Raw genomic sequence first — 12,143 nt, 5'->3', positions numbered from 1 at the left:
TGATATGGCAAAAAATGATTTAATTAGTGGATCAATTTGGGACGAGTATTCAAATCAAGTTGTAAATAGAATGAATAACCCACAACATCAAGGTGAAATTACTGAAGAGCGAGCAAAAGAATTAGGAACAAAATTAATTGTTGCTGATTTTGGTGCTGAATCATGTGGTGACGCAGTAAGATTATACTGGGCAGTAAATGAAAAAACTGATGAGATTGTTGAATCTAAATTCAAATCTTTTGGTTGTGGTACGGCAATTGCATCTTCTGATGTTATGGCTGAATTATGTGTTGGTAAAACTGTTGATGAAGCTGTTAAGATTACAAATATTGATGTTGAAAAAGCATTAAGAGATAATCCAGATACTCCAGCTGTTCCACCACAAAAAATGCACTGTTCAGTTATGGCTTATGATGTAATTAAAAAAGCAGCATCTGAGTATAAAGGTGTTGATATGGAATCTTTTGAAACTGAAATTATTGTATGTGAATGTGCAAGAGTAAGTTTAGGAACAATTCAAGAAGTTATTAAAATTAATGACTTAAAAACAGTTGAGCAAATTACTGATTATACAAAAGCAGGTGCTTTTTGTAAATCATGTGTTAAGCCAGGTGGCCACGAAGAAATGGATTACTATTTAGTTGATATCTTGGCTGATACAAGAGCTCAAATGGAGGAAGAAAAAATGAAAAATGCAGCAGATGCTAGTGAATCTGGAGAATTAACTTTTGATAAAATGACTTTAGTTCAAAGAATTAAAACTATTGATTCAGTATTAGATGAAGATATCAGACCAATGTTAGTAATGGATGGTGGAAATATGGAAATTATTGATATTAAAGATAATATTCCTCATTATGATTTATATATCAGATATTTAGGTTCATGTTCAGGATGTTCGTCTGGGTCTACTGGAACTTTATATGCAATCGAATCTGTATTACAACAAAAAATTGATGAAAACATAAGAGTTTTACCAATTTAATAAATCGATACAAATATAAATATTTTAAAGGTTCATTCTTCTGAATGAGCCTTTTTTATTTGAAAAATAGTATTAAAATATAGCTATTTTTAGTTAGGATATCGCTTATTAATATATATATTTAAATAAGGCTATTCATGAGTGTAAAAAAAATTATCTTTCCTATATCTTCTTTATTCTTTGCAATTGGTTTTTTAGCAATTGGCTATGGAATGATTCTGACATTTATTGGAATTTATTTAAAAGAGTTAGAAGTTAGTAATTCTGTAATTGGTATAATTAATGCCTCGTTTTTTTTAGGTGCAGTATTATCTTCGATTTTTAGTCAAAAAATCATTTCTAGTGTTGGACATATCAGAAGTTTTGCAGCATTTGCAGCATTAATGGTAATCACTTTTTTATTGCATGCAGTTTTTTTTAATGAAGTATTATGGGCAATTTTAAGACTTCTTTCTGGTTTTTCTTTTTATGCTCTTTTAATCATATTAGAAAGTTGGTTAAACGAAAAAAGTTCTGAAGATAGTAGAGGAAAAATATTAGCAATATATACAATTATTTTTTATCTAGCAACTGCAATTGGACAACTTTTTTTAAATATTGATGAACACTTCAAGCAATTTATTTTTACAATTGGTTCGGCTCTTGTTTTATTTTCTGTAATTTTTATATCATTAACAAAAATTAAAGAACCTGTTTTAACACCTTTTGATAAGTTTAGTTTTCCAAAGATATTTTCAATAGTTCCTCTTGCCACGGTTACTAGTTTTATTAGTGGATTTTTAATAGGTGGTTTTTTTACGATGCTTCCTGTTTATATCTTAATGCAAAGTGATTCAGTTGAATTAGTATCAAAATTCATGTTAATTTCAATTATTGGAGGATTGATTTCTCAGTGGCCAGTAGGAATGCTTTCTGATAAATTTGGTAGAAGAAAACTTATATCTATTGTATCTTTTATAAGTGCTATTACTTCACTGCTTTTTGTTGTATATGCAAATGAAGAGTTATATTTACTTATACTTGGTTTCTCTTTAGGGTTGACAATATTCACATTATATCCTTTAGCTGTTGCACGTGCAAATGATATTGTTGATGAAAATAAAGATATAGTTGAAATTAGTAGGACTTTACTTTTTACTTATGGAATAGGCTCATTTCTTTCTCCTTTAATTATAGGATTAGGTTTGAGTTTAACTCCTAACTTTTTATTTATATGTTTTTTTGTTTTATGTTTAGTTTTAAGTATCTATGCTTTAACACAAGAAAGAGTAAAAGATAAAGATTTAAGTGTCTTTGTAAATATTCCTATTACTTCAGGAGCCGAATTGCCAGAGTTAGACCCAAGACAAGACGAAGAATATAGTTAAGAAATAAAAGAAAATAATATGGAAAGGTGATACAGCTTTTAGCTATTTTAATTATGAGAATAATTTATCTAAAAAATAAAAATGATCTTTTCTTTAATTCTGCATGGGAATTATATATAGAATCTTTTCCTTTAGAAGAAAGGAGAACTTTAGATGAACAAATAAAATTACTAGATGAAAAAGATTATAAAATGCTTTGTTATATTGAAAATGATATTTTACTTTCTATTGTTTTTTATTGGAAAATATCTTCATATACTTACTTAGAACATTTTGCAGTAAACAGTAATTTAAGAGGTATGTCTTATGGTTCTAAAATCTTAGAAGAATTTATAAAAGATAATAAAAATATTGTTTTGGAAATAGAAGAGATTAGTGATGAAATAAGTGAAAAAAGATTAAAGTTTTATAAAAAATTCGAGTTTCAATTAAATGAACATGAACATTATCAAGTGCCATTTAGAAAAGGTGAAAAAGAATTAAAACTTTTATTAATGACTCATAAAAAGGTTTTAAAGAAAGATGAATATAAAGACTTATATATGAAAATGAAAGAATCACTTACTCAAGCTTAGCCTAGCATTTTGTAATTTTTAGATATACTCCCAAAAAAGAAAAAGAGAATATATGGAATTTTTACAAGATATAACAAGTACCTGGATTGTTATTTTTATTATTACAGGTTTTATAGCAGGATATATAGATTCAATTGCTGGGGGTGGAGGAATGGTTCAAGTGCCAGTTTTACTCCTAAGTGGGATTCCTCCTGTTTTTGTACTAGCAACAAATAAAATGGCAAGTTTATTTGGCGTTTCAATGGCAACACTTAAATACTATCTTAGTAAAAAGATTTCTTTTAAAGTTGTAAGTATTGCAATTATCCCATGTTTAATAGCTTCTTATGTAGGAAGTGAATTAGTAATGTTTTTGTCAGATGAAATTATACAATGGGCTATTTTAATATCAATTCCTATTGCACTTCTTTTCTTAATGAAGAAAAGTAGAGATATAAAAGAAGAAAATACTGAATTAACGAAAAAAAATATAGTATTAGCAACTGCTCCTATTGGATTTTATGATGGATTATTAGGTCCTGGAACTGGAACTTATATGACAATTTCAATGAAAAAGTTCTTACATTTAGATTATATTATTTCAACTGCATCAACTAAACCTTTAAATTTAGCAACAAACTTAGGTTCAGCAATTGCTTTTGTAGCTGCCGGAAAAGTTTTATGGATGATTGCACTTCCTATGGCATTAGCAAATATGGCAGGGTCTTGGACTGGAAGTCACTATGCTATTAAAGGTGGTGAAAAGTTTATTAAAAAAGTATTAATTATAGTTTTAGTTTTTATGCTTCTTGCAAATCTTATTAAGATTATTATTTCATAGTTTTTTAGATTAGATTATCACATGTTAAAAAAACTTTCAGTTATTTTATTTAGACCCTTTATTTCTTTACTTATTATAGGTTCTCTTATAGGTTATTTTCATAAGTATGATTTTTTAGTCTTTCTATTATTATTATGTGTATTTATCTACAGATTTTATAAAGATATAAATACTAATTACGAGAAAAATAAAGCTTATATTTTATTAGCTGGGACTTTTATAAGTGCAGTTTTAGGAGTTTCTGCTGAATTATGGGGAATTAAAAATGGATACTGGTTATATTTTGATTTAAGTAATAATAGGCAGTTCCCTTATTGGTTACCACTTGCTTGGGGCTTAACTTTTATGTTTTTTTATCGTATTGAAGAAGATATATTAAAGGTAATAAATATAAATAGATTTAAAAATAAATTACTTATGCTTGTTCTTTTATCTGCAATATTACCAACTTTTGGTGAAATTATAACTATCTATTTAGGAGTTTGGAATTATACTTGGCCATATCAAATACTTGGTGTTCCTATTTTAGCTATATTTTTATTAGTTGTTTTTCATACTTCCATTTTCTTTTCATTTATGTTTATTTGTAGAAAATATAATATCCAAAATAAGGTTTTTAATAATAAAGACAATTTTTAATCATATTGATTGTTATCAATTTAACTAATTTAAATTTCCAATATAATGTCCTAAATTAAAACAAGGCATTATCATGGAAACAATATCATCATTTTTAACGCAAGATCATAGAGCTTGTGACGAAGAATTCGCAAATATGGAAAATTCAGTTGCTTCAGGAGATTGGATAGATGCTAATTCTAAATTAGTTAAATTCTCTACAGATTTATTGCATCATTTTGATATGGAGGAAAAAGTAATGTTTCCTGCATTTGAAAATAAGACTGGCATAACTCAAGGACCAACAGCAATGATGAGAATGGAACATGACCAAATGAGAGGTCTTTTAGAAGATTTAAAAGCTGATGTAAATGCAACAAATAAAGATCACTTCTTTGGTGTTAGTGAAAGTTTAATGATGCTAATGCAACAACACAATATGAAAGAAGAACAAATGTTATATGCAATGGCAGATAGTCATTTAGGTGATGTTGTAAGTGATGTTGTAGAAAATATGAAAGCAATTTAAAAGCTTATGTTCAATCAAGGTTTAAGTCTAGATCAAGCACCACCTATTAGTGTACCTATTAAGTTTTTCTTAAGTGCTCCTATTTTTGGAGTACTTTTAGGTCTTCTTTTTCTTTTTTCTCCTTTTTTAGAAATCTCAAATCAATATTCATATATAGCAATTGCTGCTGTGCATTTATTTACACTAGGTATTCTAAGTATGATTATTTTTGGTGCAATGCAACAAATGATGCCAGTACTTGCAGGCTGCGTAATAAAAAAACCACTTTTATTTGGAAATGTTGTTCATACTAGTTTAGTTTTGGGTACTTTAGGATTAAGCTCTTCTTTTATCTTTGATATAAAAATGTTTTTACATATTGGGGTATTGTTTTTATCAATTGCTTTTTTGCTCTTTTTTATAATCACAATAAAACTACTTTTTAAAGTTGAATTCTTAACATCAACAGTTAAAGCAATGAGATTATTTTCTATTTCAGGATTAATTACTTTTTTCTTAGGATTATTTCTTGCTATTTCTCATATAAGTGGAAGTATGGGAGAAAACTATTCAGTTTTTGTAAACTCTCATATTTTATTCGCTCTTTTTGGTTTTGCAAGCTTAATTATAATGGGCGTTTCTTTTCAAGTAATTCCTATGTTTTATGTATCCCAAGATTTTCCTAAAGTTATACAAAATAAAGTGCCATTAGTTTTATTTGCACTTTTATTTATAAGTTTTTTCTTTTTATTATTTGAAATAAATTTTTTTATTTTAAAATTACTTTTTGTATGTATTTTTATTTCATACTCATATTTTGGATTAAAGTCACTAAATAATAGAAAACGGCCAGTTTTTGATATCACTTTATGGTATTGGAAACTTTCTCTTATTATGTTTATACTATCAATGATTTTATGGTTATTTGATGTTTTTGAATCAAACTTTATTTTAGCTATTGTATTTGCTTTTGGTTTTCTTTATTCATTATTACAAGGAATGGTTTATAAAATTATTCCTTTCTTATCCTGGTTTCATTTAAGTTCAAAAGGTTATTTTTCAATTCCAACAATTAGAGAGTTTATTGAAGAAAAAAATATAAAATATCATTTCTTTTTTCACTTAGCTTCTGTAGTATTTTTTGTTTTAAGCTATTTTATTAACACTTTCATTTATCTAGCCTCAATACTTTTCATTATTTCAAATAGTATGTTTTTTATTAACTGTTTAATTGGAGTGAAAAAATACTCAAAAATAGCAAAAACTGATCCTGCGGATATGACTGCTTTTAAATAATATCACTTATGTTATAATACGCGAAATTTAAGCTTATTACAACATAGGGATATAAATATGTCAAATCAAAATAATCAAATATTAAAAAATACAAATGCACAAATTCTAGATGAATTTAATGCTTCAATTATGTTCGATAAAGAACTTTATTCACAAGATATAAAAGGTTCTATTGCTCATTCTCAAATGTTATGTGAACAAGGTGTTTTAACTTTTGAAGAGCAAAAGGCAATTGAAAATGGCTTATTACAAGTAAAAGAAGAGATTGAAACTGGTGCTTTTGAATTTTCACTTGCATATGAAGATATTCATATGGCAGTTGAAAATAGACTTACTGAAATCATAGGTGAACCTGGAAAAAGACTTCATACAGCTAGAAGTAGAAATGACCAAGTTGCAACTGATTTTAGATTATATGTACAAGAAAAATCATTAAGTATTAAAGAGTTATTAAAACAATTAGTTGAAACTTTTGTAAATGTAGCAGCAAATCATACTGAAACTTTAATTCCAGGAATGACTCACTTGCAACATGCACAACCACTTAACTTTGGATATCACTTACTAGCTTATGCAAATATGTTTAAAAGAGATTTACAAAGATTTGAAAGTTCATATGAAAGAAATAATTACTCGCCTCTAGGCTCAGCAGCCTTAGCTGGAACTCCACATAATATAAATAGACAGAGTACATCTGATAAGTTAGGATTTTATGCACCTACTGCACATGCTATGGATACAGTTTCAGATAGAGATTTTGCTTTAGAGATTTTATTTAATATTTCAACTTCAATGATGCACATTAGTAGAATTTCTGAAGAGTTAGTAACTTGGTCATCTTATGAATTCCAATTTGTAAGAATGAGTGATGAGTATGCAACAACTTCTTCTATTATGCCACAAAAGAAAAACCCTGATGTTCCTGAATTACTTCGTGGAAAAACAGGACGTGTATACGGGAACTTAATTTCATTATTTACAGTAATGAAAGGTTTACCATTAGCTTATAATAAAGATACTCAAGAAGATAAAGAAGGTGTTTTTGATTCTGTAAAAACTATTGAAATTTCATTAAAAATTTTAAATGAAGTTATAAAAACTATGATTGTAAATGTAGATAAAATGGAAAGTGCTTGTAAAATAGGACATTTAAGTGCTACTGATTTAGCAGACTTTTTAGTACAAAAACAAAATATGCCTTTTAGAACAGCATATTACATTACAAAAGATGTAGTAGAAAAAGCTAATAGTTTAAATAAAGATATTAGTGAATTAACAGTTGAAGAAATCAGGGAATCAAATGATGAAATCAAAGATATTGATGAAGAAATTGTTATGTATTTAGATTTAAGAAATTCAATGAATGCAAGAACTTCACTTGGTGGAACATCAACGACACAAACAATAAAACAAATAGAAGATTTAAAAAGATGGTTAGAAGAAATTAAATAAGAAAAGTAAACTAGAAGAAAACTTCTAGTTTAAGTTATTTAAATATTATAATATTAAGTTAAGAATTTTTTAGTTAATTCAAATAATGTAGGAATATCTGTTTTTCCTACAAAACCATCAACTCCAATTTGATCCATTTTCCCTCTTACTGCATCTGTTGTCATAGATGAGTTTACAATAACTGGAATATGTTCATATTTTGAATTTGATTTAACAAATGATGCAACTTGATATCCATCAGTTCCAGGCATTTCAATATCAGTAATTATCATACCAATTGATTGTGGATCAAGCTCTTCGATTCTTTTTATTAATAGAGTTCCATTTGTATATATTTCAAATCTAACACCTGTTTTTTTAAAGAAAGAATTTAAAACTTCTCTAGCAACTCCTGAATCTTCCGCTGCTAAGATTATTTTTTCAGATTGTAATTTATTTTCAACATATTTTTGAACATCATTTTCTCCATCATCAGTCCAACCAATATCTCTTAATAATTGTTCTGCATTAAAGACTGTACATAGTTCATCTTTATTATGAACTTTAACATAAGTTGTGTATGTTATCTTGGAATTTGTTTCTTCTGTATGTCTTAGTTCATCAGTTGTTTTTTCTACAATATCAAGCATATCTTTTACTAAAAATCCAATTTTTTTATGATTAAATTCACAAAATATCACTAATTTGTATTCTTTTACTTCTAATGCTTTACCACCTAACCATGCATCTAAATTGATTAATGTAACTGGTTCACCTCTAATTGTAGCAATTCCTGCGATTACATCAGAATCAGTTGGAGTATCGTTTATTGCTACTTCTTCTGTAATTATAAAAGCTTTTACTTTTGCTATATTAATTGCGTAAATATTATCGTGACCAGTGTAAAATACTGCTAATTGCTGGACATTTCTCAAGTGAGCTTGTGTCATTTGCTCAACACTACCACTAATTCCGCTCATATTAATCCTTTTATCTCTTAATTGATTTATTATATATCTTTTATTCTTTAAGTAACTTTAAGTTATTTTTTCATTTTAGCAATAACTTTTTGTATTGTAACAGAAGCCATCATCAAACCAAAAGATGCAGTAACTCCTTCAAAACTTCCTTTTTCAATACACATTGGATTTTCAGATGAAAAAATTACTTTAAATTTTTTCTTAAAACCTTTTTGTTTTAATTCAGTTCTGATTTTTCTAATGAAGGGATCATTATACGTATCCCAAATTGAAATATATTCGATTTTACTAGGATCAATTCTTTTAGCTCCACCACTTGTTGTAATAACTTTTTTATAATGTCTTTGAATTAAATGAACTTTTGGTTTAACATCATCAATTGCATCTAAAATATAATCATAAGATGAAAAATCAAAATCATCAATCCATTGAGGTGTGATTTTTTCATTAATTGCAATTACTTCTGGATATCTCTCTTTCATTACATCAACTTTAATTCTTCCAATATTACCAACACTTCCTAATTGTCTATTCATATTTGACTCTTCATAAGTATCAAAATCTACAATTGTAATATTAGTAATTCCTGTGTTATAAAGTGCATCTAATGCAAAACTACCAACTCCACCAACACCAAATAAAATTAGTTTTGTATCTTGGAATTTATTAAAAGTTTCATCACCAAATAGCTTTTTTGTTCTATCATATTTCATCTAAACTACTCTTTTAAAAATTTTCGCTATTATATCATAAATTAATGATTGGAGATGTTGATGGATAAAGAACCCATGACAAATATCGGATACGAAAAAATTACAGGTGAATTGGAGTTTCTAAAAAAGAAAGAGAGACCTGAAACTGTAATTGCATTAGAAGAAGCTAGACAACTAGGTGATTTAAAAGAGAATGCAGAGTATCATTCAGCAAAAGAGAAATTAGCATTAATAGATATCCAAATGGCAGAAATTGGTGCCGTGATTTCTAAAGCTGTAATTATAGATCCTAAAACTCTTCCACATACTAAAGTAAGTTTTGGTTCAACAGTTGAACTTGTTGATGTAAATACAGATGAAGAATTTAAATATGCAATTGTAGGTGGTGTTGAATCAAATGCGGATAATGGATTAATATCTTTTAATTCACCTTTAGCAAAACAGCTTTTAGGAAAAGAAGAGGGTGATGAAATCAAAGCAATGCTTCCTGGTGGAGTTAAAACTTTTGAAGTTCTAAGTGTTGGATACGAGGAGTTGAAAATATAATGAATGTAGCAATTATAGGGGCTAGTGGTTATACTGGTTTAGAATTAATTAAAATATTATTAAATCACCCAAAATTTAATATTACTTATATTGCAAATACAACAGGTGATATTAATGTAGAAGATTTACATCCTTGTTTAAAAGGTGTATTAGATATTAAAGTAGAAAAAGCAAGTGCTAGTGATGTTGCTGCCAAGGCTGATTTAGCTTTTTTAGCACTTCCTCATAAAGCATCTATGTCTTTTGCAAAAGAGTTATTATCCTTAGATGTAAAAGTTGTAGATTTATCAGCTGATTATAGACTTGAGCTTGATACTTATGAAGAACATTATTGTGCTCATGAAGATAAAGAAAATATTCCTAATTCTGTTTATGGATTACCTGAGTATTATAGAAATGAAATAAAAAATACTAATTTAGTTGCAAACCCTGGATGTTATCCAACAGCTTCATTATTAGGATTATTACCTTTTATAGATTATATTGAAGAAGGAAGTCAAATTTTTATTGATGCAAAATCTGGAATAAGTGGAGCTGGTAAAAAATTAACAGAATTAGCTCATTTTGCTAATTTAAATGAAAATATGATGGCTTATAATCCTTTTAAACATAGACATATGCCTGAAATTGAAGAAAAAATTAAATTAGTAAAAAATAAAGAGTTTCAAATTAATTTTGTTCCTCAATTAATTCCTGTTACAAGAGGTATGTTGATTTCAGTTTATGCAACATTAAAAGAAGAAGTAAATGTTGAAGAAATTTTAGAAGAAAGATATAAAAATAGTGAATTTGTAAGAGTTAGAAAAAGTGCAGTTGATATTAAATCAACAGCTGGAACAAACTTTTGTGATGTTTTTGTAGCTAGAAATAAGAAAGCATTATTTATAAATTCTTCAATTGACAATCTATTAAGAGGAGCTTCATCACAAGCTGTAGTAAATGCAAATATTATGTGTGGCTTTGAAGATAATGAAGGAATTCCAAAAATAGCCTATGTTCCTTAATCTAGAAGATAACGCAATTTTTGTAGCGGATTCTCATTTTAATTCAAAAAATAGAGAATTTTTAGTCTTTTTAGAGGAATTAGACTCTAAAAAGATTGATACACATCAACTCATTCTTATGGGTGATAATTTTGACTTTCTATCAGGTGAAAGTAAATACTTTATAAAACAAAATAAAATCTTGATTGATCTTTTAAATAAATTATCCTTAAGCATAGAAATAGTTTACTTAGAGGGAAACCATGATTATAACTTGCAAAAACTATTTCCCAATATAAAAGTTTATAAAAGAGAAAAACAGCCTTTACTTGGTAAATATAAAGATAAAACAATTGCGTTATCTCATGGAGATAATTTTATAAATTGGCAATATGATTTATATTGTTCAATTATTAGAAATTCAATCTTATTAAAATTTTTGAATATGATTGATTTTGGCAATTTTATTTCAAAAAAAATAGATTCATCACTTTTAGAAAAAAACATTTGTCATAAAATGCAAACTTATGAAAAATTAGTAGCTAAAAGAATAAATAATTATAAAACTGATATAATTATAGAAGGTCACTATCATCAAGGTTCTACTTTTGAATTTGAGAGCAAAAAATATATAAATATTCCTTCTCTTTGTTGTGATAAAAAATATATAAGATTAAATAACTATGAGTTTGTAGGAGAAAAAATATGAGTGCATTTTTAATTGGAATTATAACTGTAATAATAGTTATAGCTATTTTATTACTTTTGATTTTAATTAATATAAGTAGTCAAAATAAAAGTTCTAATAAAAGTTCTAATACTAATATTAGTGCTCCAAAAAACTTAGTCGTTGAAAATATAATGTTACCAAAAAAAATATCTCAAATGGATGACTATTCACTAACAAAAGCTGCAAAACAAGTATTTGAGTCTTTTAAAGCATTAGATTATGCAAGTAAATCTCCTTCGAAACTTGATAAGATTGAATGGCATACATGGCAAGTTTCACTATTGATGGCTATGTTTAAACAAAATAAATTTTTATTTGTGTCAAATGACGATTCTTTATTTCATGATTTAATTCTAAATAGTAATAAAAATTTAATAGTTCAATCTACTCAAAAAATTATTGATAAATATAATAATCATATTAATCTTAATAAAAGTAGAGATGAATTGTCTCAAGATATTATTTGGTCAAGCAGGGAAGTATCCATACTTTTTTATTACATGTCTAAATATTAGAAATATAATTTCATAAAATAATTATTTTATTTTATTATTAATGAAAAGATGATATGATGTTTGTATTATTAAATCA

Annotated in this window: 14 protein-coding genes; 12 read left to right on the top strand and 2 right to left on the bottom strand. The window is 26.9% G+C overall.

What is annotated here, in order from left to right; all coding sequences use genetic code 11:
• The first annotated feature begins 4 nt into the window (after positions 1-4).
• The 8 genes from KO488_RS11470 to argH all read left to right on the top strand — a co-directional run bounded on the left by KO488_RS11470 (position 5) and on the right by argH (position 7,621).
• Positions 5-985 (top strand): iron-sulfur cluster assembly scaffold protein, encoded by a 981-nt coding sequence (locus KO488_RS11470; protein WP_216058956.1) that lies wholly within the window; start codon positions 5-7, stop codon positions 983-985.
• A 137-nt stretch (positions 986-1,122) separates the two neighbouring features.
• Complete coding sequence (locus KO488_RS11465) at positions 1,123-2,352, top strand: MFS transporter (RefSeq protein ID WP_216058955.1); 1,230 nt, start codon at positions 1,123-1,125, stop codon at positions 2,350-2,352.
• A 53-nt stretch (positions 2,353-2,405) separates the two neighbouring features.
• Complete coding sequence (locus tag KO488_RS11460; protein ID WP_216058954.1) at positions 2,406-2,927, top strand: GNAT family N-acetyltransferase; 522 nt, start codon at positions 2,406-2,408, stop codon at positions 2,925-2,927.
• A 52-nt stretch (positions 2,928-2,979) separates the two neighbouring features.
• Complete coding sequence (locus KO488_RS11455) at positions 2,980-3,747, top strand: sulfite exporter TauE/SafE family protein (RefSeq protein ID WP_216058953.1); 768 nt, start codon at positions 2,980-2,982, stop codon at positions 3,745-3,747.
• A 21-nt stretch (positions 3,748-3,768) separates the two neighbouring features.
• On the top strand, positions 3,769-4,386 hold the full coding sequence (locus KO488_RS11450) for a hypothetical protein (RefSeq protein ID WP_216058952.1): 618 nt from the start codon (positions 3,769-3,771) through the stop codon (positions 4,384-4,386).
• A gap of 73 nt (positions 4,387-4,459) precedes the next feature.
• Entirely contained in the window at positions 4,460-4,894 is a 435-nt protein-coding gene (locus tag KO488_RS11445; RefSeq protein ID WP_216058951.1) for a hemerythrin domain-containing protein, read from the top strand.
• A gap of 6 nt (positions 4,895-4,900) precedes the next feature.
• Positions 4,901-6,169, top strand: coding sequence for a hypothetical protein (locus tag KO488_RS11440; protein WP_216058950.1), 1,269 nt, complete (start codon positions 4,901-4,903; stop codon positions 6,167-6,169).
• A gap of 57 nt (positions 6,170-6,226) precedes the next feature.
• On the top strand, positions 6,227-7,621 hold the full coding sequence (gene argH / locus KO488_RS11435; protein WP_216058949.1) for an argininosuccinate lyase: 1,395 nt from the start codon (positions 6,227-6,229) through the stop codon (positions 7,619-7,621).
• A gap of 53 nt (positions 7,622-7,674) precedes the next feature.
• Here argH and KO488_RS11430 read toward each other — a convergent pair whose 3' ends face one another.
• Together KO488_RS11430 and KO488_RS11425 are read right to left on the bottom strand one after the other, a co-directional pair.
• Positions 7,675-8,580: a chemotaxis protein CheV gene (locus tag KO488_RS11430; RefSeq protein ID WP_216058948.1), complete on the bottom strand. Its 906-nt coding sequence runs from the start codon at positions 8,578-8,580 to the stop codon at positions 7,675-7,677.
• Between the two features lie 62 nt (positions 8,581-8,642).
• Complete coding sequence (locus KO488_RS11425) at positions 8,643-9,293, bottom strand: tRNA threonylcarbamoyladenosine dehydratase (protein WP_216058947.1); 651 nt, start codon at positions 9,291-9,293, stop codon at positions 8,643-8,645.
• Positions 9,294-9,353: 60 nt separating this feature from the next.
• Here KO488_RS11425 and greA point away from each other — a divergent pair, with 60 nt between their 5' ends.
• From greA to KO488_RS11405, 4 genes are read left to right on the top strand one after another with little or no spacing between them, the layout of a single operon-like run.
• A complete protein-coding gene (greA, locus tag KO488_RS11420) occupies positions 9,354-9,839 on the top strand; it encodes a transcription elongation factor GreA (RefSeq protein WP_216058946.1) in 486 nt (161 codons plus the stop codon).
• Positions 9,839-10,843, top strand: coding sequence for an N-acetyl-gamma-glutamyl-phosphate reductase (argC, locus tag KO488_RS11415; RefSeq protein WP_216058945.1), 1,005 nt, complete (start codon positions 9,839-9,841; stop codon positions 10,841-10,843). Before greA ends, argC begins: the two co-directional genes overlap by 1 nt.
• The gene (locus tag KO488_RS11410; RefSeq protein WP_216058944.1) at positions 10,833-11,531 is read left to right on the top strand and encodes a UDP-2,3-diacylglucosamine diphosphatase; all 699 of its coding nucleotides are present in this window, start codon (positions 10,833-10,835) and stop codon (positions 11,529-11,531) included. Before argC ends, KO488_RS11410 begins: the two co-directional genes overlap by 11 nt.
• Positions 11,528-12,067, top strand: a complete 540-nt coding sequence (locus KO488_RS11405; protein ID WP_216058943.1) for a hypothetical protein — start codon at positions 11,528-11,530, stop codon at positions 12,065-12,067. Before KO488_RS11410 ends, KO488_RS11405 begins: the two co-directional genes overlap by 4 nt.
• Positions 12,068-12,143 lie beyond the last annotated feature (76 nt).

The sequence above is a fragment of the Poseidonibacter lekithochrous genome, from assembly GCF_018861145.1.
Classification (GTDB): Bacteria; Campylobacterota; Campylobacteria; order Campylobacterales; family Arcobacteraceae; genus Poseidonibacter; species Poseidonibacter lekithochrous_A.
This window is presented reverse-complemented; position numbering and strand designations above follow the sequence as displayed.

Coding starts and splice junctions, on each gene's coding strand:
- KO488_RS11470 (WP_216058956.1), top strand. CDS start 5: ATGGCAAAAAATGATTTAATTAGTGGATCAATTTGGGACGAGTATTCA.
- KO488_RS11465 (WP_216058955.1), top strand. CDS start 1,123: ATGAGTGTAAAAAAAATTATCTTTCCTATATCTTCTTTATTCTTTGCA.
- KO488_RS11460 (WP_216058954.1), top strand. CDS start 2,406: ATGAGAATAATTTATCTAAAAAATAAAAATGATCTTTTCTTTAATTCT.
- KO488_RS11455 (WP_216058953.1), top strand. CDS start 2,980: ATGGAATTTTTACAAGATATAACAAGTACCTGGATTGTTATTTTTATT.
- KO488_RS11450 (WP_216058952.1), top strand. CDS start 3,769: ATGTTAAAAAAACTTTCAGTTATTTTATTTAGACCCTTTATTTCTTTA.
- KO488_RS11445 (WP_216058951.1), top strand. CDS start 4,460: ATGGAAACAATATCATCATTTTTAACGCAAGATCATAGAGCTTGTGAC.
- KO488_RS11440 (WP_216058950.1), top strand. CDS start 4,901: ATGTTCAATCAAGGTTTAAGTCTAGATCAAGCACCACCTATTAGTGTA.
- argH (WP_216058949.1), top strand. CDS start 6,227: ATGTCAAATCAAAATAATCAAATATTAAAAAATACAAATGCACAAATT.
- KO488_RS11430 (WP_216058948.1), bottom strand. CDS start 8,580: ATGAGCGGAATTAGTGGTAGTGTTGAGCAAATGACACAAGCTCACTTG.
- KO488_RS11425 (WP_216058947.1), bottom strand. CDS start 9,293: ATGAAATATGATAGAACAAAAAAGCTATTTGGTGATGAAACTTTTAAT.
- greA (WP_216058946.1), top strand. CDS start 9,354: ATGGATAAAGAACCCATGACAAATATCGGATACGAAAAAATTACAGGT.
- argC (WP_216058945.1), top strand. CDS start 9,839: ATGAATGTAGCAATTATAGGGGCTAGTGGTTATACTGGTTTAGAATTA.
- KO488_RS11410 (WP_216058944.1), top strand. CDS start 10,833: ATGTTCCTTAATCTAGAAGATAACGCAATTTTTGTAGCGGATTCTCAT.
- KO488_RS11405 (WP_216058943.1), top strand. CDS start 11,528: ATGAGTGCATTTTTAATTGGAATTATAACTGTAATAATAGTTATAGCT.